This is a genomic window from Bacillus sp. JJ664, assembly GCF_036962205.1.
Classification (GTDB): domain Bacteria; phylum Bacillota; class Bacilli; order Bacillales; family Bacillaceae_G; genus Gottfriedia.
The window spans coordinates 1-25,025 of record NZ_JBALMS010000033.1 but is presented as its reverse complement, the minus strand read 5'-3'; the positions used below and the strand labels follow the sequence as shown (position 1 = coordinate 25,025).

18 protein-coding genes, 2 pseudogenes and 1 riboswitch are annotated in these 25,025 nt (G+C 33.0%); of the genes and pseudogenes, 16 read left to right on the top strand and 4 right to left on the bottom strand.

What is annotated here, in order from left to right; all coding sequences use genetic code 11:
- Positions 1 to 255: 255 nt before the first annotated feature.
- The 8 genes from V7056_RS05415 (at position 256) to V7056_RS05380 (ending at position 10,904) form a co-directional block, all read left to right on the top strand.
- The gene (locus V7056_RS05415; RefSeq protein ID WP_499700007.1) at positions 256 to 1,071 is read left to right on the top strand and encodes an alpha/beta fold hydrolase; all 816 of its coding nucleotides are present in this window, start codon (positions 256 to 258) and stop codon (positions 1,069 to 1,071) included.
- A gap of 498 nt (positions 1,072 to 1,569) precedes the next feature.
- Positions 1,570 to 2,835: a S41 family peptidase gene (locus tag V7056_RS05410; protein ID WP_499700006.1), complete on the top strand. Its 1,266-nt coding sequence runs from the start codon at positions 1,570 to 1,572 to the stop codon at positions 2,833 to 2,835.
- Between the two features lie 145 nt (positions 2,836 to 2,980).
- A complete protein-coding gene (locus V7056_RS05405; protein ID WP_499700004.1) occupies positions 2,981 to 3,688 on the top strand; it encodes a hypothetical protein in 708 nt (235 codons plus the stop codon).
- 248 nt (positions 3,689 to 3,936) lie between these two features.
- Positions 3,937 to 4,170 carry a cyclase gene (locus V7056_RS05400; RefSeq protein ID WP_499700003.1) on the top strand — a complete coding sequence of 78 codons (234 nt, stop codon included), beginning with the start codon at positions 3,937 to 3,939 and terminating at the stop codon, positions 4,168 to 4,170.
- Between the two features lie 160 nt (positions 4,171 to 4,330).
- Positions 4,331 to 6,604, top strand: a complete 2,274-nt coding sequence (locus V7056_RS05395) for an ATP-dependent DNA helicase (RefSeq protein ID WP_499700001.1) — start codon at positions 4,331 to 4,333, stop codon at positions 6,602 to 6,604.
- Positions 6,605 to 6,695: 91 nt separating this feature from the next.
- A riboswitch (SAM riboswitch) is annotated at positions 6,696 to 6,799 on the top strand.
- Between the two features lie 81 nt (positions 6,800 to 6,880).
- Positions 6,881 to 8,050, top strand: a complete 1,170-nt coding sequence (locus V7056_RS05390; RefSeq protein WP_499699999.1) for a trans-sulfuration enzyme family protein — start codon at positions 6,881 to 6,883, stop codon at positions 8,048 to 8,050.
- Positions 8,051 to 8,055: 5 nt separating this feature from the next.
- Entirely contained in the window at positions 8,056 to 9,189 is a 1,134-nt protein-coding gene (locus V7056_RS05385; protein ID WP_499699997.1) for a trans-sulfuration enzyme family protein, read from the top strand.
- A 257-nt stretch (positions 9,190 to 9,446) separates the two neighbouring features.
- Positions 9,447 to 10,904, top strand: coding sequence for an NAD(P)/FAD-dependent oxidoreductase (locus V7056_RS05380; protein WP_499699995.1), 1,458 nt, complete (start codon positions 9,447 to 9,449; stop codon positions 10,902 to 10,904).
- 47 nt (positions 10,905 to 10,951) lie between these two features.
- Here the strand turns inward: V7056_RS05380 and V7056_RS05375 are convergent, their stop codons facing one another.
- The gene (locus tag V7056_RS05375) at positions 10,952 to 11,833 is read right to left on the bottom strand and encodes a 5'-3' exonuclease (RefSeq protein ID WP_499699993.1); all 882 of its coding nucleotides are present in this window, start codon (positions 11,831 to 11,833) and stop codon (positions 10,952 to 10,954) included.
- A gap of 221 nt (positions 11,834 to 12,054) precedes the next feature.
- Here V7056_RS05375 and ilvA point away from each other — a divergent pair, with 221 nt between their 5' ends.
- From ilvA to V7056_RS05350, 5 genes are all read left to right on the top strand, one after another.
- Positions 12,055 to 13,314: a threonine ammonia-lyase IlvA gene (ilvA, locus tag V7056_RS05370; RefSeq protein ID WP_499699991.1), complete on the top strand. Its 1,260-nt coding sequence runs from the start codon at positions 12,055 to 12,057 to the stop codon at positions 13,312 to 13,314.
- 399 nt (positions 13,315 to 13,713) lie between these two features.
- On the top strand, positions 13,714 to 14,907 hold the full coding sequence (locus V7056_RS05365; protein WP_499699988.1) for a glycine C-acetyltransferase: 1,194 nt from the start codon (positions 13,714 to 13,716) through the stop codon (positions 14,905 to 14,907).
- A gap of 53 nt (positions 14,908 to 14,960) precedes the next feature.
- Positions 14,961 to 15,929 carry an L-threonine 3-dehydrogenase gene (locus tag V7056_RS05360; protein ID WP_499699986.1) on the top strand — a complete coding sequence of 323 codons (969 nt, stop codon included), beginning with the start codon at positions 14,961 to 14,963 and terminating at the stop codon, positions 15,927 to 15,929.
- A 143-nt stretch (positions 15,930 to 16,072) separates the two neighbouring features.
- Entirely contained in the window at positions 16,073 to 17,071 is a 999-nt protein-coding gene (gene tdcB / locus V7056_RS05355) for a bifunctional threonine ammonia-lyase/L-serine ammonia-lyase TdcB (protein ID WP_499700008.1), read from the top strand.
- A 33-nt stretch (positions 17,072 to 17,104) separates the two neighbouring features.
- Positions 17,105 to 18,445: an APC family permease gene (locus V7056_RS05350; protein WP_499699984.1), complete on the top strand. Its 1,341-nt coding sequence runs from the start codon at positions 17,105 to 17,107 to the stop codon at positions 18,443 to 18,445.
- A 30-nt stretch (positions 18,446 to 18,475) separates the two neighbouring features.
- Here the strand turns inward: V7056_RS05350 and V7056_RS05345 are convergent, their stop codons facing one another.
- Positions 18,476 to 19,291 carry an alpha/beta hydrolase gene (locus V7056_RS05345; protein ID WP_499699982.1) on the bottom strand — a complete coding sequence of 272 codons (816 nt, stop codon included), beginning with the start codon at positions 19,289 to 19,291 and terminating at the stop codon, positions 18,476 to 18,478.
- A complete protein-coding gene (locus V7056_RS05340) occupies positions 19,288 to 21,123 on the bottom strand; it encodes a dihydroorotate dehydrogenase (protein WP_499699980.1) in 1,836 nt (611 codons plus the stop codon). The genes V7056_RS05345 and V7056_RS05340 overlap by 4 nt, the downstream gene beginning before the upstream one ends.
- A gap of 310 nt (positions 21,124 to 21,433) precedes the next feature.
- Here V7056_RS05340 and V7056_RS05335 point away from each other — a divergent pair.
- The 3 genes and pseudogenes from V7056_RS05335 to V7056_RS05325 form a co-directional block, all read left to right on the top strand.
- Positions 21,434 to 21,694: pseudogene (locus V7056_RS05335) on the top strand (peptidoglycan-binding domain-containing protein); the annotation flags it as partial.
- Positions 21,695 to 21,775: 81 nt separating this feature from the next.
- A pseudogene (locus tag V7056_RS05330) lies at positions 21,776 to 22,117 on the top strand (C40 family peptidase); the annotation flags it as partial.
- A gap of 932 nt (positions 22,118 to 23,049) precedes the next feature.
- Positions 23,050 to 23,193: a transposase gene (locus V7056_RS05325; protein ID WP_499699979.1), complete on the top strand. Its 144-nt coding sequence runs from the start codon at positions 23,050 to 23,052 to the stop codon at positions 23,191 to 23,193.
- Between the two features lie 390 nt (positions 23,194 to 23,583).
- Here the strand turns inward: V7056_RS05325 and V7056_RS05320 are convergent, their stop codons facing one another.
- A complete protein-coding gene (locus V7056_RS05320) occupies positions 23,584 to 24,780 on the bottom strand; it encodes an FAD-dependent monooxygenase (protein ID WP_499699977.1) in 1,197 nt (398 codons plus the stop codon).
- Between the last annotated feature and the right edge of the window lie 245 nt (positions 24,781 to 25,025).

Below are 25,025 nucleotides of genomic sequence, written 5' to 3'. Positions count from 1 at the left end.
ATCTTTCACTATTGTATAGAATTAAAATTAAGATACTACTGAAAAGTTAGAAGATTTAAAATGGACTCAAAAGAGAAAATTTATTAAATATATAAAAGTAAAGGTTAAAGAGTTAGAGTGTTTGTTAGTTTAATAGATTATAAACAAAAGATTAAGATTTGTAAGGTAGGATGGGCAGCCTTTTTTATGATGCAATCCTGGAAAAATGCCCGAGCTTGAATGCAAATATTAATAATCGAAGGTGAGGATTTTTAGATGCCTAAATTGTCAATTAATGATTTAGAAATAAACTTTGAAATGATAGGAGAAGGAAAACCTGTAGTCATGATTCATGGCTTTACTCCAGATTTAAGATTAATGAAGGGGTGTATGGAACCTATCTTCACTAAAAGAGAGGGGTATAAAAGGATCTATTTAGACTTACCAGGAATGGGTGAAACAGTAGGAAGTAAAACCGTCAACAGTACCGATGATATGTTGGATATAGTTATTAAGTTTATTGATACGCTTATACCCGGTCAATCTTTCTTGTTGGTTGGTGAATCATATGGAGGTTACTTATCAAGAGGGGTTATAGCCAAAAGAAAAGATAAAGTAGATGGGGTGGCCTTCATCTGTCCAATGATCATTCCAGAAATGGAAAAAAGGTCATTATCAGAGCATGTTGTTATCATTGAAGATGAAGAGTTTTTACATAAGTTAAGTGAGGATGAGAGAGAAGATTTTCGTTCGAATAATGTTGTATTAGATAAGAATACTTGGCAACGCTATAAAAATGAGGTGGTAAGTGGTTGTTCAATTGCCGATCAGCAATTCTTGTCTAAAATAAGGCAAAGATACGGTTTCCAATTTGATGTCGACTCGGAATCGTTCGAATCTCCAAGTGTTTTTCTTTTAGGATTACAAGATTCAGTCGTTGGATACAAAGATGCATTTAATCTATTGAACAATTTTCCACGTGCTACTTTCGCAATATTAGACAAAGCTGGGCACAATCTGCAAATTGAGCAAGAAGTTTTATTTAACAACCTTATTAATGAATGGTTAGATAGACTGGTAGAAGTAAAATGATCAAATAACGGTAAGGAACAAACGAAATCGTTCGTTGAATAGCGAGAGCAGCCAATGGCTGTTCTTTTTCAGTTTAATAAAATATTTTCAGTATCTAAAGTCATTTCTATCTTCGCTATAGTAACTCCATGTTCATTTAAAAAGTTCGACGACTCCAATTCTTGCATAACTATTCTCTTTGTATTCGTCATATCAGAAATTCTTACTTCTTTACTTTTTTTCTCTATATAAAACACATCCTTATGAAATCCAACGATTCAAATAAGGTAAGTGAAGTAGGTCAGTTTTTATTACGGATTCAAAGATTCCATAGACTACCCGACATATTCTTCACTTCTACTATATAAAAAATAGTAGTGCTAACACCAATGCCTTGGTTTACACTACTAATCTTAGTCTTTTTTTATTGTGCTACCTGTTAGTTAAACAAAAAGGAAAAAAATGGATAAAAGTAGAATCCTACTAATAGAATGTTTTTATGTTTATGGGGTGAATTAGATGGAGTCTATTTTTAAAGAAATTGTACATATTATGCATTATGATTATTCTGGTTTTAAAGACAAAAAAGGTTGGGATAATCCTAATTACTTTTTACAGAAAATTAAAGATTTAAAAGTGAGTAATAAACTAACAAAGGATTCGTTTGCTGAGATTGTTAAGGATTATTTATTAGATTTAAAAGATCAGCATATATACTTTTTACAGATTGATTCAGTTAAAACTAGAAAAAAGGAACATGGATTTCAAGTGCGTCGATATGAAGATAGATTATATGTGACTAAGGTTAGTAGTGAAAATAGGTTGAAATGTGGTATGTTCTTCAAATCTTTAGAAGGCTTAACAGTTCCTGAATTGGTTGAACTACATAAAAGAGTGTTGTTCGAAGAATCTTCGGAACGGGAAAATTGGACGCCCATCTTTTCTTTATATAATTATGGAGAAATAGAAGATTTAAATGGAAACCAAAGCATTTTTCAATTTAACTTATATGAAAAATCTCCTTATTATCCTACATATTCAGTTAGCTCATTAACAGAGAATATATTACAGATGACGATTACAGATTTTATGGATCCTGAAGCAATTTCAAACATGTTAAAAGAAAATCATATTTTACTAGAATCAACTGAGTATTGGATTATCGATGTTCGAACAAATTATGGAGGAAGTGACACAAGTTTTTATCCACTTCTTTCTTATTTGATGCCTGAAGAAGGGGTAGATCTGGAAGATCCAGAAGATAAGATGCTATTCAATTGTACGAATGAAAACACTGAACGCCAATTGGTCGAACTTGATAAAGACATAGAAAATAATCAAGATAAACAAACACTATTATTTTTAAAAGTAATTAGAAAAGAATGGGAAAGAAATAAAGGAAAAGGGTTTGTAGAATTTAATTTAGAAGAACTGTTTCCTACGACTATTTTCAAAGGGAAAAAAACACCCAATAAGATTGTTATATTAACAGATTGTATGTGTGGTAGTTCAGGAGACTCTTTTGTAGAGATTTGTAAGCAATCTAGCAAGGTAACCGTAATTGGAAGACCGACAAAGGGATTAAACGATTATACCAATTTAGTTAGTATGAAATGGAACAACGAATTTGAATTACTGTATCCTACTTCCCGACTATCGCGAATTGACAAAGGGGAAGGAATGACAGGAATAGGTATTCAACCAGATATATATATTCCATGGAGTCCAAAGCATTTAGAAGATGATATTGATTTAAAAACTGCATTTTCATTTTTTACTTCATAGGCGTGTAAAATTAGGGAGAAAGTTTAACTTATCTTGTGTACGCATACATTATTTGTACTACAAATTGATGGTAATCATTAATTGACTGTAAAAAAGAATCATAAAATGAAGGTAAGTGATTAGCTTTATAATTGAGGGGGTACTGATGAGACGATTAAATAAGCTTTTAGTATTATTTATCTTATTGCTATTCCTCTTAGTAGGATGTCGCACTAACTTACTTGGTGGTCAGTCAATCATCGAGTGGGTTGACTTCGTAAAGTGGGATGGAATAGAGTACGACGGAATCAATTCAGGCATTTTAGCTGATGAGCAGTTCATAGGTAAAAAAATAGGAGAAGTAAAGTTTAAAGTAGCAGACAATGTCACGAATTCGGGGTACAAGATCAAAAATGGAGATGCTGCATTTCACGAGAAAGGAACAGAGATTTATTCAATTAAAGGAAACTCTGATTTACTAGCATTAAAAGATCAGAGTGCAATAAACGGTTATAGCGTTTATTATGCGAGAGATAAAATTGACTATCGATGGCATTTTAAGAATGTACCAATTGAAAAAGTGAATGCGATCAAAATCTTTCAAGGGTATGCACCTAAATCGAAAATGATAACGGAGATAAAAGATAGAGACAAATTAGATGCTTTCCTAAAAATATTAAGTAGTAGTAAAGAAAATACAAACTTCATACCTGAGACAACAAAAGGTGACCCAACATATTACGATATTATTTTATTTACAGGCGAGCCAATAGCTTACCAGTTTGATATGCAATTTGACGGGAAAACTTATTTTTGGCATCCATGGGATACTTCTATATTATCAAATGAGGTTGAAGTATTTATTCCAAACTAGTATTCTTTTTTAAAATTTACACATGATTTATTAGGATAAGACACATGTAAATAACCTGTATCGATCATATCATTATAATCTCAAGGTACAGGTTTTATATATTGGTAATTTTTTGATTTGTTATTTTCCACTCCTTTTCTTGTTGACAGTTGTTTAACGATCTAACAGGAAGTTCACAAGATCATTGTTTCATTCAACTAGAATATGAATATAATAATCAACTAAAATCTAAATAAGGTGGATCAAAAATGGATAAAAGAGTCCAATTCGACTTTGAAATCGACTTTACGAATGGTGGTGGGTTACAAGGGCAGGATTTTCGTCTTGATATTGTTGGAGATGACATTTCTGATGAAGAGTTAGCAAAGTATATTGTTGAAGATATGAGATTGTTAATGGTTGGCGACGTTAGAATAATAAACAAAAAAATAATTATTGAAGAACATAAGAGAATACTGACTGATGAGGGTTTTGATAAATGAGAAGAGTTTTAAGGTAGAGACTGTCTAAATTTAGCAGTCTTTTTCTTATGCACTTTTAATGGACGTTTTCTGAAAGATTGTTCATTCGAAATATAAAATAATAAACCGAACGTATGATCACTGTATGTGGTAAAATATAAGAAAAAGGAGTGTACTCAGAATGGAAAATATGATAAAAGTATCTGTACGTTCGCTAGTTGAGTATGCTCATAAAAGCGGAAGTATTGATGTAGGGTATCAAAATTCTGTTTCATTAGTAGATGGAACAAAAGCACATCAAAAAATTCAAAATTTATATCATGAGTCAGATTGTAAGGAAAGAATGACTTCTGGAACAATTAAATATGAAGATTTTGCATTTCAAATAGAAGGTCGCTGTGATGGTCTCTTATTTAGGGACGAAAAATATATAATAGAAGAAATAAAATCAACTGCAAATGATGTTAGCTTATATGATGAAAACTCTTATCCTGTCCATTGGGCACAAGCTAAAGTTTATGGGTATCTGATTTGTAAAGAATTAGACCTTGAACAAATATCGATCCAACTAACTTATGTCAATATTCAAACTGAAGAGAAAAAGAGGTTTTTATTAGCCTTTACTCAGGAAGGATTGTACGAGTTCGTTCAAGATGTGATCAAAATTTATTATCCATTTGCTAAGTGGAAGTACGATCACATTGAAAAACGGAATGATTCTATAAAAGAATTGAAATTTCCATTTCCATCATTTAGAAATGGTCAAAGAAAGTTAGCGGGAGCTGTTTATCAATCGATTCAAGATGGAAATAATTTATTTGCTGTCGCTCCAACAGGAATTGGAAAAACAGTTTCAACTATTTTTCCTGCAGTGAAAGCAATTGGGGAAGCCACAACGAATCGTTTATTTTATTTAACGTCTAAAACAATCACTCGCACAGTTGCGGAAGAAGCATTTGGCCGGATGACTGAACAAGGTTTATGTATGTCATGTACATCACTAACTGCTAAAGATAAAATATGCTTCAAAGAAGAAACGATTTGTGACAAGGATTATTGTGAGTTTGCAAATGGCTATTATGATCGAATTAATGATGCAGTGTTAGATATTTTATCTAATGAAAAAATGCTTAGTCGAGAGAAGATTGAAGCATATGCAAGGAAACATACAGTTTGTCCTTTTGAATATTCACTAGATTTAACAAATACAGCAGATGCGATTATTTGTGATGTGAATTATATTTTTGATCCAAGAGTATCACTTAAAAGATTATTTGATGAACATAAGCGAAATTCAGTTCTATTAATAGATGAGGCGCATAATCTAGTTGATCGTGCTAGAGACATGTATTCTTCGAGTTTATATAAGTCAAAGTTTCTAGAATTAAAAAGACAATATAAAGGATCAAATATAGCATTAGTTGAGAGCGTTGGTCATATCAATCAATCTTTCATTAATCTTCGAAAAAAATGGCAAGATCAAGAAATGTCAGTCTGGGGTAAATTAGATGAGGAATTTGTTGATTTAATAAGAGAGTTTGTAGAGATTGCTGAATTAAGCCTACCAGATGAAGAGGATCCTGAACGTAAGCAATTGTTGTTAGATACATATTTTGAATCTCAAAATTTTGTAAAGATTGCTAGTTACTATGATGAAAAATATGTTTCTTATTTAGAATTATACAAAAGTGAAGTTCACTTGAAATTATTTTGCATTGATCCATCAACAATTGTAAATGATGTGATTAAAAAATTTCATTCTACTATTTATTTTTCAGCAACATTAACACCTCTTCAATACTTTCAAGATATGCTCGGTGATATTGAACGTGATTATACCATTAAAATTGATTCACCATTTTTAAAAGAACAGCTAAAGGTTGAAGTAAATCCGATTTCAACAAGATTTAATGATCGTTCAAAAACATTAGACCAATTAGTAACATCTATATATGAAAATATTAGATCTAAAAAAGGAAATTATTTAATTTTTTTCCCATCCTATCAGTATTTAAGCCAAAGTGTTGGATTGTTTACTGAGAAGTATGGCGAAGTAGAAATAATTGTCCAAGAAAATGGGATGACCGAAGAGGAACGAGAAGATTTTTTACTCAAATTTGATCAACATAATGCAGAAACACTAGTTGGATTTGCTGTACTAGGTGGAATCTTTTCTGAAGGAATCGATTTAAAAGGTGATCGATTAAATGGGGTAGTAGTTGTCGGTGTAGGTTTACCACAGCTTTGTTTAGAAAGAAATATTTTAAGAGATCATTTTAATGAAGTTGGTAAGAACGGTTATTATTATTCATATGTGTTCCCTGGGATGAATAAAGTAATGCAAGCTGGTGGACGTGTCATACGTTCTGAAGAAGACGAAGGAACATTATTATTAATCGATGATCGATATCAAAGTATGCTTTATCAAAACTTAATGCCAGACGAATGGAAATAAGTAGGTCATAATCCATTAAAAAATAAAAAATTCAAATAATGATTGATAATTGTCAGATTTATTAATATACTTGTAATTATAAAATTAAATATTCTTATCAAGAGCGGTGGAGGGACTGGCCCGACGAAACCCGGCAACTCTAGTTTTATACTAGAAAGTGCTAAATCCTGCAGGTATAAACCTGGAAGATAAGGACGATATGTTTATTTTGAGACATAACCACTTCTTATTTTTTAGGAAGTGGTTTTTTTATTTTGATAAATGGAGGATTTCAATATGACAAATACGAATGTGGTTTCAAAATCGAAACAAAAATCAATTGAGACGGTTGCAGTACATGGTAGTAAAGGTTATGATCCATTAACAGGTGCAATAAGTTACCCAATTTATCAATCAGCAACATTTAAACATGAAGGGCTTCATCAATCGACTGGATATGATTATGCTCGTTTACAAAACCCTACCCGTGAAGAAGTTGAAAACACAGTAGCTAAATTAGAAAATGCAGAATTTGGAGTAGCATTCTCAACAGGGAACGCTGCTGTCACTGCAGTTCTTAGTTTATTTAAAAAAGGCGATCATGTAATTGTTTCCGATGACTTATATGGTGGTACATATCGATTATTTGAAGAAATTTATTCGCCTTATGGTATTGAGCATAATTTTGTTGATACAACAGAAATTGACAATATCCTAGATTCGATTAAAGAAAACACAAGAGGTATATTTATTGAAACTCCTTCAAATCCAATGATGAAGGTAACTGATTTAAAACGGGTTGTTGAAATTGCCAAAGAACGAAATATCGTTGTGATCGTTGATAATACTTTTTTAACGCCTTATTTCTTTAGACCGATCGAATTAGGAGCAGATATCGTTGTTCATAGTGGTACGAAATATTTAGGTGGTCATAATGATACTTTAGCGGGATTTGTAGTGACAAACTCGGAGAAAACAAATGAAAGAATTCGTTTTTATCAAAAATCAACAGGCGCTACTTTAGCACCGTTTGATTCATGGCTCATTTTAAGAGGAATTAAAACACTACATGTAAGAATGGAATACTGTCAAAGAAATGCGATTATTCTTGCGGAATTTCTAGAAAATCATCCTAATGTAACAGATGTTTTTTACGTAGGGCTTCCTAATCATAAAGGGTATTCAATTATAAAAAAACAAGCAAGTGGCTTTGGTGCAATGATTTCGTTTAAAGTGAAAAGTGTAAGGATCGTAGAAAAAGTGCTTAGCAGTGTAAATGTCATTACATTTGCCGAAAGTTTAGGTGGAGTAGAGTCACTGATTACTTACCCACATACACAAACACATTCAGAAATGCCCGAGGATTTTAAAAGAAAGCTTGGTCTAGATGACCATACATTAAGATTATCTGTCGGTATAGAACATATAGATGATTTACTAATTGATTTAGAGAATGCATTAGGGTGATGAGTATGAAGTTTGGTACGAAATTAATTCATAACGGTAATGAAGTTGACCCCTATACTGGTGCATTAAGCATTCCAATTTATCAAGCATCAACTTTCCATCAACCCAATATTGAAACTATAGGTAAATATGATTATGCAAGAAGTGGAAATCCGACGAGAGAAGCTTTAGAAAATACAATTGCACAATTAGAGAACGGCGTTAGAGGATTTGCTTTTTCATCAGGAATGGCAGCCATTTCTTCAGTTCTCTCGCTTTTTTCGGCTGGAGATCATATCGTTATTTGTGAAGATGTATATGGAGGAACGTTCCGTATAGCGACTAAGGTATTAAATCGATTTGGAATTGAGTTTACATTTGTAGATGCATCAGAGATTAGTGAAATCGAATCAGCAATTAAGTCAAATACAAAAGGACTATATTTAGAAACACCTTCAAACCCCTTGCTGAAAATTACTGATTTAAGAGAAGCAATTAAGATTGCGAAAAGAAATGATGTAATTGTCATTGTTGATAATAGTTTTCTGTCACCATATTTTCAAAAACCTTTAGATTTGGGCGCTGATATCGTAGTTCATAGTGCGACTAAATTTATCGCAGGACATAGCGATGTAATTGGTGGTTTAGCAGTTGTTAATTCTGAAGAACTAGCAAGAGATTTATATACTATACAAAATTCATTCGGCGCAGTTTTAGGTCCACAGGATTGTTGGTTAACATTAAGGGGTCTGAAAACATTAAAAGTTCGGATGGATGTATATGAACAAACTGCACAAAAATTAGCAAATTGGTTATTAACAAATGAGTGTGTTGAAGAGGTATACTATCCAGGTCTAAAAGATCATCCGGGACATGATGTACATTTCGAACAAGCTAGTGGTGGGGGAGCGGTATTGTCATTTACTTTAAAAACAATTGATCAAACAATTCGTTTTTTACAAAAAGTAGAAAATGTTGCAGTAGCAGTGTCTCTTGGTGGAGTAGAAACAATTGTATCTTATCCTGTGAAGATGTCTCATGCAGCGATTCCAAAGGACGTTAGAGAGAGACTTGGTGTGAAGGATACATTAATTCGTGTTTCAGTTGGTTTAGAGGATGTTGAGGATTTAATTGCAAGTTTCCAAAAAGCATTAATATAAAGGAAGAAGTATGGAATAACCACTATTCCATACTTTTTTTGATTTATCAAATAATGGAAGAAAACATAATGTGAATGACTATAATATGTAAAAAATTACATAGAAATTATATATTAACGAATATTTTGTTGTGAAAATATGATAATGTTCGTATTTTTTACTTGAAACCGTTTCATATTGATGTTATTCTATTTTAGGTTGATCAGAACTTAACTTAAAATTTAAAAAACTCAGTCCTTAAATGGGGGTATCAATATATGTATGATGTTATAGTAGTTGGAGCAGGTCCAGCAGGAGTATTTACTTGTTATGAATTAACGTTAAAAATGCCGAACGCAAAAATTTTATTAGTTGATAAAGGTCATGATATATACGCAAGACATTGTCCAATTCTACAAAAGAAAATAGAAAAATGTCCACCAGCGGCAGGTAAAAAAGATTTTTCAGGTTGTTTACCAGCATGTTCAATCACAAATGGTTTTGGTGGAGCAGGCGCATACTCAGATGGTAAGTTTAATATCACTAGTGAATTCGGTGGTTGGATGACTGACTACTTATCGCCTTCTGATGTAGTGGACTTAATTAAATATGTAGATGAAATTAATTTACAGCATGGTGCAACAGAGTCAATTACAGATCCACTTACTGAAGAAGTAAGAGATATTGAAAAACGTGGTTATGCTGCAGGATTAAAATTATTACGTGCACAAGTTCGCCACTTAGGTACAGAACAAAATCTTGAGATTTTAAAAAGCATATTTGAATACTTAAAAACGAAAATTGATATGAAATATAAAACAGAAGTTGAGGATTTAATTACTGAAAAAGAAGATGGTTCTCATATTGTTAAAGGAATCAAATTAAAAAATGGTGAAGAACTTTCAGCTGATAAAGTTGTCATTGTACCAGGTCGAGACGGATCAAAATGGTTAACAGAAGTAATGAAAAAGCGTCGTCTAAAAATGACTACAAACCAAGTAGATATTGGTGTTCGTGTAGAAACTTCTGATATTGTTATGGAAGAGATTAATAAGCATTTATATGAAGGTAAATTCGTATTTAATACATCAGTGGGAACAAAAGTCAGAACATTCTGTAGTAACCCTTCAGGTCATGTTGTAGTCGAAAATCATTCAGGTATTATGACAGCAAATGGTCACGCATATAAAGATCCTAAGCTTGGAAGTCCGAATACAAACTTTGCACTTTTAGTATCTCACCAATTCTCTGAGCCATTTGATAAACCAAATGAATACGCTCATGAGGTTTCACGTTTGGCTAACATGCTTTCACATGGTGGCGTCATCGTTCAAAAATATGGTGATATATTAAAAGGAAGACGTTCTACAGAAAAACGAGTAAAAGAAGGCTTCCTAGAGCCAACTTTAAAAGAAGCTGTACCTGGTGATTTAGGTCTGGTATTACCATATAATACAATGAAGAGCTTAATTGAAATGGTAGAAGCATTAAACCATGTAACACCTGGTATTGCATCAGAACACACATTATTTTATGGAGTTGAAGCAAAATTCTACTCAGCTCGTCCAAAATTAAATGAACACTTTGAGAGCGAAATTTCTGGTCTTTACTTAGGTGGAGACGGAGCTGGAGTTACTCGTGGTCTTGCACAAGCAAGTGCATGTGGAGTGTGGATTGCTCGCGATATCGTAAAAAAAGCAAATGTAAAAGAAAAAGAATTAGTGTCAGCTCAATAATCAATTTAAAAACCTCTAATGCTAAAAAACATTAGAGGTTTTATTTTTTATCTTCTAATTCGAATTTCCAATTCTTGAAGCAATTTTGTTAAGTTATCTTCATTAATACTTAATTTTAAGTCCTCAAATGTATAATCTTCAAAATGAGGAATATCAATCATGATTGCTGATAACTCTTTACTAATAATGGTTGAATCTTTACCGGCAATTAATTTCTTTTTATAACGATTAAATTTAGGGTCTAGATCTTCCACATTTTCATATAGTTCTTCAACTGATCGATATTGTTGAATTAATGGAATTGCTGATTTTTCACCAACACCAGGACAACCAGGGATATTATCACTCGAATCTCCTAATAACGCTTTTACATCAACCCATTGTTTAGGATGAATGCCATAATCATTGTTAAAATGCTCGATAGAATAAATGATTTCACCTGTTTTTTGGGCGATAATTTGAGATGTATGTTCGTTTAGTAATTGAAGTAAATCACGATCATTACTATAAATAAAGCATTTATTTTGAATAGATTGACTCCATTTGTTAGATAAAGTTCCGATTAAGTCATCTGCTTCATATGGCGACATTTCTAATTGGGCAATACCAATTTCTTCTAATACTGTCTTTAATGTCAAAAATTGCTCAATAAGTGGCATCGGGAGTTCCCCGCGAGTCGCTTTGTAAAAATCATACTTGATTCTACGATCAGTTTCTTCTCTTTTTACATCCCAAGTAATTGCTACATGACTAACTTCATGTTCACGAATCAGACTAAATAATTTTGGAATAAAAACTCTTAATGCGTTTATATATACGCCGTCCTTTGTTTTCGAAAGCTGATCATCACTTCTGCCATAAGATGTAGCAAAATATCCTCTACTTAACAAATTGAAACCATCAATTAATAATAAAGTATGATTATCCATATTTTTATATCCACCTATAAGTTTATATTTTCATATAAGAATCATAGCATATTACATCTTAAAATATAACAATACGATTGATTTCATAAGATTAAATATATTTTCTTAATAAAATTGTAACAAAAATATTGAATTTTCTGTTTATTATTCTTTTAACTTTTACTATAATGGAGATTATATAAATTTTAGAACCTAATACATTGCAAAGGGAAGGTAGTAAAATGGAAAAAGTAAAAAGCAACGTCAAGATCGAAGAAATTTTAGTAGCTTATAATACGTTAAAAGAGGTAACAAACAAAACTCCTTTGCAGATTAGTGACATGCTAAGTGAAAAATATGATAGTCATGTGTATTTAAAAAGAGAGGATTTACAGATCATTCGATCCTTTAAGCTTCGCGGTGCCTACTATAAAATTAGTAATTTAACCGAAGTAGAAAGACAAAATGGGGTCGTATGTGCTAGTGCAGGGAATCATGCACAAGGCGTAGCTTATACATGTAATCATCTTCGGGTACATGCCAAAATATTTATGCCAACAACAACTCCAAATCAAAAAGTATCTCAAGTGAAATTCTTTGGTGGTGCTTATGTAGAAGTGATTCTAGTTGGAGATACATTTGATATAGCAAATCAAAATGCTCAAGGTTACTGTGATGAACAAAATATGACGTTTATTCATCCTTTTGATGATTTAGATGTCATTGCTGGACAAGGAACAGTGGCAGTTGAAATATTAAATGAAATTGATCGACCGGTTGACTATTTATTTGTTGCAATAGGAGGCGGTGGCTTAAGCGCTGGTGTTGGTACTTACATAAAAGGAGTTAGTCCTTCGACAAAAATCATTGGTGTTGAACCACTCGGAGCTGCATCAATGGCAGAATCCATATCAAATGGGCACGTCGTAAAACTTCCAACAATTGAAAAATTTGTAGACGGTGCAGCCGTAGGGCAAGTTGGGTATATGACGTATGAAATATGTAAGGAAGTATTAGATCAAGTTGTTGCTGTACCAGAAGGAGAAATATGTACAACAATTTTAGAACTTTACAATAAAAATGCAATTATTGCAGAACCAGCAGGAGCACTTTCGGTTGCTGCTTTAGAACTTTTTAAAGAAGAAATAAAGGGAAAAAATGTGGTTTGTATAGTAAGTGGAGGAAATAATGATATAGATCGTTTGCAAGAAATAAAAGAGCGCTCATTAATCCATGAGGGCTTGAAGCATTATTTTATTATCAATTTCCCACAGCGCTCTGGCGCATTACGGGAATTTCTTGATCAGGTTTTAGGACCAAATGATGATATTACAAGATTTGAATACACGAAGAAGAATAATAAAGATAATGGTCCTGCTTTAGTTGGGATTGAATTAGCATCCAAATCTGATTATGCTCCACTATTAGAACGAATGAATTTGCATGGCATTCAATTCATGGAAATAAACAATAATCCTACATTATTTAATTTACTAATATAATATTAAAGGAGAAGCTGAATGGAAATCCATTCGGCTTTTTTGTATACTTTAATAATCTTAATGTTCTGAATAAGATATCAATTGTTCGGAAAAATCAGTTGTTAATCCTAAGAAAAATAATAAATATAAAAAAAGTTGATTTATTTCTTATAAATTTAGACAAAAGTATTCCTAATGTTAGTTGTCCGATTTATAATTGTATTCGGAACGCCTCGAAAAAAACGGTTTACAAGTTGATTTTTATTTTAGGTTATACAGAAATTTGGAAAATAAATAAGCGCTTTATTCATTATTTTTTTATATTTAAATTAATTAAGTATAAAATAAACAAAAAAGAGGCTAATCCTAACCAATAGACTAAAAAATAAATGAATCAATAACGATGAAGGAGCTGGTAATATGTCAAGTAAGACATTGGAAGCATTTTTAACTCCACAATTACAAGAGTTAAAAGAGAAAGGGCTCTACAACGAGATTAACCCACTTCAAGGATCAAATGAATCGAAAATTAAAATTGAAGGCAAAACATTTATTAATTTATCTTCAAACAATTATTTAGGCTTTGCTACTGAACCACGCTTAATAAAAGCTGCTTTAGATGCTACTGAGAAATACGGCGTTGGAGCAGGTGCTGTTCGTACGATAAACGGTACGATGGATATTCATGATGAATTAGAAAAAACAATTGCTAAGTTTAAGAAAACAGAGGCTGCGATCGCTTTCCAATCAGGATTTAATTGTAATATGGGTGCAATTTCAGCTGTAATGAGTAAAAAAGATGCAATCCTTTCTGATGAATTAAATCACGCATCAATTATTGATGGTTGTCGACTTTCTGGTGCAAAAATCATTCGAGTAAAACACCAAGATATGGATGATTTACGCGAGAAAGCAAGAGAAGCAACTACAAGTGGACAGTATGAAAAAGTAATGTACATAGCAGATGGCGTTTTCTCAATGGATGGGGATGTAGCAAATATTCCTGAAATCGTAAAAATTGCAGAAGAATTTGGTTTAATTACATATATAGATGATGCTCATGGTTCAGGCGTAATGGGCAATGGGGCAGGAACAGTAAAACATTTTGGTTTATCAGATAAAATAGATTTCCAAATCGGTACACTTTCTAAAGCAGTAGGGGTAGTTGGTGGATACGTAGCGGGATCACAACAATTAATTGACTGGTTAAAAGTTCGTGCTCGTCCGTTTTTATTCTCAACTTCATTAACACCTGCAGCAGCTGCGGCATGTATTGAAGCGATTCGAATTATGTCAGAAGAACCAGAGACAATTGAAAAACTATGGGAAAATGGCAATTACTTAAAAGCAGGTCTATCAAAACTTGGATTTAACATTGGAGATTCGGAAACACCAATTACTCCATGTATTATCGGTGATGAAAACCTTACTCAAACATTCTCTAAACGTTTATATGAAGAAGGTGTTTACGCTAAATCAATCGTTTTCCCAACAGTTCCACTTGGCACTGGTCGTATTCGTAATATGCCGACTGCAGCTCATACGAGAGAAATGCTTGATGAAGTATTAGCGATTTATGAAAAAGTTGGTCGCGAACTAAACGTAATTCAATAACATATACAATAATATTACTAGTTGTTTATCATAGTTAAAGGTGGAGTAAGTAAATGAAGAAAATATTAATTACAGGTTGTTTAGGCCAAATTGGTTCAGAATTAACCACCCGTCTAAGACAGGAATACGGAATTGATAATGTAATCGCAACGGATATCCGTCGTATTGAAGGAAGTCCGATTACTGAAACTGGTCTTTTTGAGATTTTAGATGTGATGGATCAAGATAAAATGTTAGAAATAGCTAAAAAATATGAAGTTGATACTTTCATCCATTTAGCTGCATTATTATCTGCAGTTGCTGAAGCGAAACCGAAATTAGCTTGGGACTTAAATATGGGTGGCTTAGTGAATGCATTGGAAGTTTCAAGAGAATTAGGCTTAAAATTCTTTACGCCAAGTTCAATCGGTGCATTTGGACCAAGTACACCAAAAGATCAAACACCACAAGACACAATTCAACGCCCAACAACTATGTATGGTGTAACAAAGGTAGCTGGAGAATTACTATGTGATTATTACTTTGAAAAATTCGGAGTTGATACACGTGGGGTTAGGTTCCCAGGATTAATTTCTTATGATACAGTTCCTGGTGGTGGAACGACTGACTATGCTGTAGATATATATTATGAAGCATTAAAACATAAAAAGTATACTTCATTTATTTCTGCAGGAACGTATATGGATATGATGTATATGCCAGATGCAATCGACGCTATTATTAAGTTAATGGAAGCTGACCCGAAAAAATTAAAGCACCGAAATGCATTTAATATTACGGCAATGTCATTTGAACCAACAGAAATTGCTGCTTCAATTCAAAAGAAAATACCTGATTTTACAATCGATTTTGATGTAGATCCTATTAGACAAGGTATTGCTAATTCTTGGCCAAATTCAATTGACTGCTCTGCTGCAAAAGAAGAGTGGGACTTTGATCCAAAATATGATTTAGATAAAATGACTGAAGATATGTTAGAAAAATTAGCAGTTAAATTATCTGCAAACGAAGTAATTTCTTAATACAATATGTTTGATAAAAGAAGGAGAAACTGTTCTCCTTCTTTTTTTATGTTCGAATTGTTTGTCCGGTTTTGAAGCAAACTGATTGTATATGCTATTTTTTGGTAAATAAAAATGATGAAAGGGTGAAGTTCGTGTCGTCAATTTCAGAAAAAAATCTTTCATTAACGATTAAAGATATTAAAAGTGCACGTGATATTTTAAGTGGTAATGTACGTACGACTCCATTAGTAAAATCTTTTTATATGACAGCAAAAACTGGTGGAGAAGTATATTTGAAATTAGAAAATATGCAATTAACAGGTTCATTTAAATTTCGAGGTGCCTATAACAAAATTAAAAATTTGAGTGAAGAAGAAAAAGAACATGGAATCATTGCTTGTTCTGCAGGAAACCATGCGCAAGGAATCGCATTATCCTCAAAATTATTAAACGTAAAAAGCAAAATTGTCATGCCTGCAACAGCTCCTAGAGCAAAGGTTGAAGCGACACAAGGATATGGTTCTAATATTATTTTATATGGTGAGACCTTTGATGACGCAAAGGAAGAGTGTGCGAGAATCAGAAATGAAACAGGAGAAACATTCATACATCCATTTGATGACGTATATGTGATGGCAGGTCAAGGAACGATTGGCTTAGAAATTTTAGACGAGCTTTGGGATGTGGACACAGTTATTGTTCCAATCGGTGGTGGAGGTATGATTGCTGGGATTGCAGTAGCGTTAAAATCGTTTAATCCTTCAATTCAAATTATTGGTGTACAAGCTGATCATGTTCATGGAATGAAAGCTTCTGTTGATGCTGGTGAAATCGTTAGTCATTATGTTGCACCGACAATCGCAGATGGATGTGCCGTTAAGGTTCCAGGGAAAATGACGTTTGAAATTGTGAAAGAACTAGTAAATGATATTATCACTGTAAGTGAAGATGAACTAGAAGTAGCAATGAAAGACTTACTTCAACGAGGAAAAGTCGTTGTAGAAGGAGCCGGTGCATTAGCAACGGCTGCATTACTTTCTGGGAAAGCAGAGCAATATGTAAAAGACAAAAAAGTAGTTGCAATTATTTCTGGAGGAAATGTTGATTTAGAACGTATATCTAGCGTTTGTGAACACTTTTTTGGGAATGAGATTAAATAAAAAATTTAGTAGTGTAACGAGAAGAGGGATTAAATGACTGAACAAGCTTTAAAAAGAGAAATGGGTTTTCTTGCAGCGTTAACTACTGTAATTGGAACAGTAATTGGAGCAGGGGTATTCTTTAAAGCGACAGCAGTTTATGGTTCAACTGGTTCAGCAAGTTTAGGATTACTAGCATGGTTGTTAGGTGGAATTATTACGATATGTGCCGGATTGTCAGGAGCGGAATTAGCCGCTGCGATCCCTAAAACAGGTGGTATGATGGCCTATTTAAAGCATACATATGGTGATTTAACTGCTTTTTTATTAGGGTGGGCACTAACTATCATTTACTTTCCAGCAAATATTGCGGCTCTATCAATCATTTTTGGCACACAAGCAGTGACGATATTTGGATTGAGTGCTGATGAACATAAATTTAAGGTTATGATCGTAGCAGTAATAACTGCGGCATTTATTACATTTATGAATTTTTTAGGAGCTAAAACAGCAGGAGGAATACAAACCATTTTTACGTTTTGTAAACTAATACCATTGATTATTTTAATTATCTTTGGCTTTCTACACAAAGGAACTGTACCATTTCAATTATTTCCAATCGAATCAGGAACTGACCAATCTTTTATGACAGCATTAGGTTCGGGATTACTAGCAACGATGTTTGCTTACGATGGATGGATACATGTTGGAAATATTGCAGGAGAAATGAAAAATCCAAAACGGGATTTACCAAAAGCAATCGTATTAGGTTTGTCAGCTGTGATGGTCGTATATATATTAATAAATATTGCATTTTTAATGGTGATGACAGCAGATCAACTAGCAGCAACAACAACTCCCGCATCAGAGGTATCTAAAATATTGTTCGGCCAAATAGGAGGGAAAATCGTATCCGTCGGTATTTTAATTTCCGTATTTGGAACAATTAATGGATATACGATGACTGGAATGCGGATCCCTTATGTGATGGCTCGAGAACATAAATTACCTTTTAGTGCATGGTTTGGTAAACTGTCAGAAACTGGAGCACCTTCTAATGCAGGATTGTTTATTTTATTAGTTGCGATCATTATGATGTTACTGGGCGGGTTTGAAGTATTAACGGATATGCTTGTATTTGTTATTTGGATTTTCTATACTATGACATTTATTGCAGTTATCATCTTACGTAAAAAAGAACCAGATTTAAACAGGCCGTACAAAGTTCCATTTTTTCCGATTGTTATCTCAATAGCCATCATTGGTGGGGTATTTATCGTAGTCAATACTTTATTCACTCAAACCATGTTGGCTGCTTATGGGATTGTATTAACATTAATTGGATTACCGATTTATTATTCATTGCGTAAGAAGCATATAAAAGATGTAGATTAAATAACAAAAAAGCTGAGTTATACTCAGCTTTTAATTTGCCATCCAAAGGATGAATGTTGGAAAACGATTCGCCCATGCGATTTCATTATGTTCTGCATGTTCTTCGATTACAAGCTTTAAATCTTCTTTGGATTGACCTAAAGAGATGAATAGTTCATTTAATTCAATAGAATCAGTAACATAAACATTTGTACCAGATGTATCATCATTACTTCCTTCGGTTGTGCCAATATCTAAATAGATTTTCGAAGACGTTTGCTCGAAATGATCTTTCAAGAATTGAAATAGTTCTTCCTTTGCAAACCACGCTGCAGTTGAAAATGCTCCAATTTTTGTGAAAATGTTAGGATATAAAAATCCGGCAACTAAAGAGATGACAGCTCCCATCGAGCTTCCAGCTATGATTGTATTTTCTTTATAAGCGTTAGTTCGGTAATTTTCATCAATATAGGGCTTAACAGTTTTAACTATGAATTCAACATAATGAAAACCTTCGCCGCCAGCTGACGTTTCTTCTCCAAAAAATTGACTCAAATTAGAATTGACCCATGGTGAGTATTCGTCAAGTCTTTTACGGCTCTGATCTTCAAGATTACAATCAATCCCGACTACAATGTATCCTTTTATCTGGTTAGATATTTGAAGTGCATTTAGCGTTTCTGGCACTTTCCAATGATGTCCATATGATGAAGTTTTCGGATCAAAGAGATTTTGGGCGTCATGCATATAAATTACATCATAAGTTTTCATCTTATTTGCATCATAGTCTAAAGGCAAAAATACTCGGATTGTTTTCGTTCGATCCAATTCTGGACTATATAGTTCAAAAATCTCTAATTGATTCATTGAAAGCCTTCTTTCTTCTTTATTTTGATTTGATCTTTTAGGTGGAAATATTGATAAGACATCACCAGTCCACCAATTAATAAAGCAAGTGCAACGATAGGGGGGAGAAGATGGAAAAAGTCTGTGTATCCTATTAAAATATGAACACCAATCGCTGTGATAAATGCTGGTAAACTACCAAAAAGTAATGTCCACCAAATCCATTTCTTTCCTTGTTGATATCCCCATAAAGAAATCATTAAAACTAATAAACCAACACTAACAAGTGATCCACCAAAACCTGCCCGGTCATGTGAAATAACGGGTATTAAATTCAAGTTGAATTGATCAATCTGTGAGGTACTTATACATAAATAAGCTAAATCTGTCTCTACAAATGTAGTCGTCATACCAATTATGGAGATGAATACGCCACCTATTATAAGAGCGAAGCCTAATATGATGAAAGCGAGCTGACCTATTAAACTATTTTTCCAATATTCATCATTATGTAAATTTTGTGAGGATGGCTTCCTCTTTAATTTACGCGTTTTTTTATAGCCAATCAGAAAAGGTGGTAATAAAAATAACCAAAATAATGCATGCAACCAATCGAAATACTGGAAACCAATAAAAAAGAATATCGCCATAAAACCAATAATGGCACTAATATTAGATGCTTTAGTAGCCCAATGGTAGCTTGAGCGGATTCCATATCTTGCTAGTGACATAAATAGAATTCCTCCGGACATGATCGTTCCCGAAAGAGTCATCCGGTCATGTGACATAAATGGTAAAATCCTATTATTAAACTGGATAATGCTCTCTTTATTTGTATTTAAAAAATATTCATCATATGGAAGAATAATAGTTGTTAAACTAATCAACAATGCGATCAATCCACCAACAAACATAATGCAACCAAATAAGTAATACCAAATCCAATCCTTGTTATGTTGGATTGGTTGTTCTTTTCGGTGGAGAATTGCTTCATTTATACGTTTAGGAAGCCCTGGACCACTTAAAACATATCCATGTGATAAAAATACTAGTTTTGCACCTGCCTCTAACAATTCAACTGCATCAATCGGTTCAGAAATCCCCCCAGAAGTGAAAATCGGTTTGTAAAAGCCAGTTGCATGTAATTGTTTCATCGCATGAATGAGCTGCTGTTTATTTTCTACATCCGATAAAAGAGGATTACTTTGAATCATGATGGAGTCTAACAGCTTGTTCATTTCTTCTAACGGTAATTCAGATAATGAATCTACATCAATCGAGAGACAAATTGGTTTTGAAGGAAGCCATGAATATTTATCGTATTGCTCTAATAGAGAATGATCAACGACATAAACATCAACAAATTTTGTAATTTGAGAATCTATTAATTGAAATTCATCTACTGTACCACAAACTTTTGCAAATAAAGGATGTGTTTTTTTAACCTTTGAAAGTTTTTGAATCGTTTCTTGTAAACCAAGTGTTTCTTCAAGTTGGTAATCTTTTAAACGATTATGCTTTAATTGAATGTTGGGTGTGGGATGTAATTCCTTATTGACTGTAATTGGCCCAATCTCAATACAACCAAATCCTAAATTCATAAACGCGTTTGTTCCATTAAGTAATGGATCAATGGAAGCAGATAAGCCAACTGAATTTTCTAAAATAATAGAATGTATCTCTTGCTCTAATATTTGATCAGTTTTCATGTGTCCTAAAAATTCTATTAATTTAGTTCCAAATGGGATCGAAGAAATGAATCCCATACCCTGATGAATAAATTCTCGAGATCTTTTAGCAGGAAGATTTGATAATAAAGGTTTAAATAATGTGTGATAAGACCAATCCGGCATAGTTGACTCCTCATTTTTCTAGTTGTTATTAATAACAGTTTAATTTGAAGTTGATGATAATTAAATAGAAATGTTCAAAAAATAACTTTTCCTGTTTACCATTATGAAAATGACAATATTGTGATTTTCAAAGGTTATATTTGTTTTTTGTCTTTCATAACTAATCGTTTCATTAAGATAAATGCGCTTTTTGTCATTTTGACACATATTTTAAATGTTTTTGTCATAATACTGTAAATGCAAGTAAATACCCATGTAACTTTAGGATGATAAAATCATAAAAAAGGTTTTATCGGAGGTAAGTTCTTAAATGAAAAAGATTATTGCATCATTTGTAGTGACAGGAGTGTTATTGTCAAATCCATTGGTTAGTAATGCTGCATTAGGAGATCATACGTTAAAAAGAGGAATGACTCATACAGAAGTAAAACAATTACAAGAAGTTTTAAAGAAAAAAGGATATTTTAAAACAAATTCAACTACCTATTTTGGAACAATCACTAAAGGTGCAGTAATAAAGTTTCAAAAAAGCAAAGGCTTAAAGCCTGACGGTATTGTAGGTAAAAATACATATAAAGCATTGGGCGTTAAAAAGCAGACTCTACCTACTATTGTGGGTTCAAACAATAAATCTACAGCATTAGTAAAAAACAGCAAAAAGTATTTAAATGTACCATATGTATGGGGAGGGAATACGCCAAAAGGTTTTGATTGCAGCGGATTCATAAAATACGTATTTGATAAAAGCACAGATGTTAATTTGCCAAGAACGGTATCAGAAATATATAAAAAGGGGACAAGGGTGTCCAATCCAACAGTTGGCGATCTGGTCTTTTTTGAAACCTATAAACCTGGTGCTTCACATGCGGGTATTTATATCGGAGGTAAACAGTTCATACATAGCTCCTCATCAAAAGGTGTAACTATTTCTTCCTTGGAAAATAGTTATTGGGAAAAAAGGTATTTAGGAGCAAAGGAAATGCAAGTAAGATAAAGACCAGTTCTTTTATAAAGAAATGATATTATCCCCATATAGTAGACACCCAAAAAAGCCCATCCGATAAAAAGGTTAGGTAGTCTACTATTAACGGGTTCTCTTTAAGGGGACAATTTATTAAAAAAATAAGTAAAAACGCAGACTTATCCGTATCAGTGGGTAGGTCTTTTATTATTACTATAAAAAGGTTTGTACTTCATAACTATCAAAAGTGGGACAAAAATCAGGACTAGTTTTTATCTGTGCGATGATTATTGTACAACATGAATTAACTGCTATTTCTACTGCGATTTTATATACTAATAATATGATGTTTATATCGAAATAAAAGGAGTTAGTAAAATATTTGTGATAACCTATGTTTAAATAAGAAAGGTGTTAAAAATGCAAAAGTTTATTTTCTGGAGCTGGATACTACTATCTCTGTTTATATCTATATTAATCTGTTCATTCAACTTACCTATTCGTGATGATTACTTCCCTGCCATTCAAGACAATATAAGTAGTATAATCTTTCTGACTGGCGGGCAATAATACTTAGCTCTATCGCTTGTATCATTATACTTTGTTTAAATATCAAAAGAATAAAAGTCGCTTTGATAAGTGTCCTAACGATTATGATGGTATTTCTGTTTGCTTATATTTTCAGGTCTATGTTTTCTTTATATTCATTGATTGTAGAGGCGTTTATCATTATGATTACAGTAGGTTTACTTCATTTTTTCCTTACCTATTATTTTGGGAAAATCACTGTGTTAAAGTCTCTTGTTAAAAAGTAAAAAAAGAGTGCCTATTAGGCACTCTTTATTCATGTTTTAGTTTCTATTTGGTATGTTATTTTGTTTGTTAAATTTGTGTGATTCATAAAGATATTTTTATCGTTTGTCCCCCAAAAGAGAACCCGTTAGTCTACTATAGGGGATTTTATTATGGCTTTAAAAGGATCTAAATTTAATAAGTATTTAATCGAGTTTAAACTAAAAGCAGTTAAACTTTATGAAGAAGGTTACGGCAGTTACAATACTATTTCTAAAGATTTAGGTTTACGTAGCTCTACTCAACTTAAAGAATGAGTAAAAATGTACAGAAGTGGCGAGTTGTTTGAAAAAAAGAGGAAAATTAAGTAGCGTTAGTCCGTTTATGGGACGTCCTAAAACGAAGTTTGATTCCATTGAAGAAGAAAGAGATTACTTAAAAGCACAGGTTGAGTACTTAAAAAAGCGTTACCCTATAACTATGCTTATCTGCATAGTCTTTTTTATAAGTGTCTACTTGACAGGGTTAAGACCAAAACTGGTCTTTATAATTTTGGAACGTAAAAGAATTAACGCGTGCGATTGTTTTATTAGTTCGTTTTAAGTGAAATGGAGGAATGATTAAATAAGTGAAATATTAATAAGAAGAGCTTAAACTTTACGTTTGGCTCTTCTTCTAAATACATTCTTATTAAACCTCGTACTAGATTAATAATCTTTCAATTCAATCTCGTTTGCAGCTTTAGCGATCATTCTCGTAATCATTTTAAACATTCCGTTCATTAATATGGGAAAACGTAACATTACATTGCGCATTAAAATTTTGAAGTTTGATTTTTCAATCATTCCTCCAGCAGTCATAAGGCCTATTTTTTGGTTTTTTTCAACAAAATTTCTCATCTCTTTTTCATAGGAAGTAAAGGATTTGGTGTAATCACCATTAGAAGCTTTTAGCTCCCCTGCTAGTACATAAGCCCCGACAAGCGCTAGGCTAGTACCTTGACCCGAAAGGGGTGAAGGACAATAAGCCGCATCACCTACTAAAGTAACCCGACCTTTTGACCATTCCGGCATGTGAATTTGACAAATTTCGTCAAAATAAAATTCTGTAGATTCTTTCAATTTTTCTAGCAAGTAAGGTGTTTCCCAACCCGTAAGTTCTTCAAAAGCATTATAAATATGATTCTTTTGTTCCTCTTGATTATAGCGGTCGTACTTCAGTGACTCGGATTGGAACACTAATATGCCCTTCGCTTCCTTTTTATCAAGTGCACTATACATTCCAACAGTTTTACCTGGTACCGTAAAAAGCATTTGACAGTGGTCGAGATTAAGATAATTTTCAAGGTTAAAAATAGAGATATAACTACCAAGAGTACACTTAAACTGTTCTTCGTCTCCAAATTTCAATGTGCGAACGTTTGAATGGATCCCATCCGCACCTATAATTATATCGAATGTTTGTGGATTTCCATTCTTAAAAAGAACTTCTACACCTGTTTCATGCTCATGTATAGTAGTAATTGAATCGCCCCAAATATATGTGACGTTATCCTTGGTCAAATCGTACAAAATGTTACAAAGATCCTCGCGCATAATTTCGATATCTTTACCTTGCTGATTACCTATACTAGCTTCGCTTATTTGACCTTTAATTTGACCTGCATCGTTTACGAAATAAACTCCACTCATTTGAGTATCTAATGTTCGAACCTGATTAAGAATATCCATTCGATCAAGAACAGAAATGGCGGCACCACGGATATCTACGGCATATCCACCTGGGCGGAGTGAGGGAGCACGTTCTATTATAGTCACCTCAAAACCAAAGCGATGAAGCCAATAAGCAAGTGCTGGTCCAGCAATGCTCGCACCGGAAATGAGGACACGCATCGGTTGCTTCATAATTACTTAATCACTCCTAGCCTTATTGAATTTAAACAACATACCAACAATATATTCACGACTTTTTAACTTATGTGCTGTTGAGAATAACGAAAGTATTTTAGGTATAAAAAGCTGAGTATTAAAATAATTATAAAATTCTTAGTTGAAGTAAAAGGCAGTCCCGTGGAAAAAGGAAAAGATATCGATTGATAATTATAATTAACATGATGAAGAATGGTCTACATAAAATACTTACTAAAAAT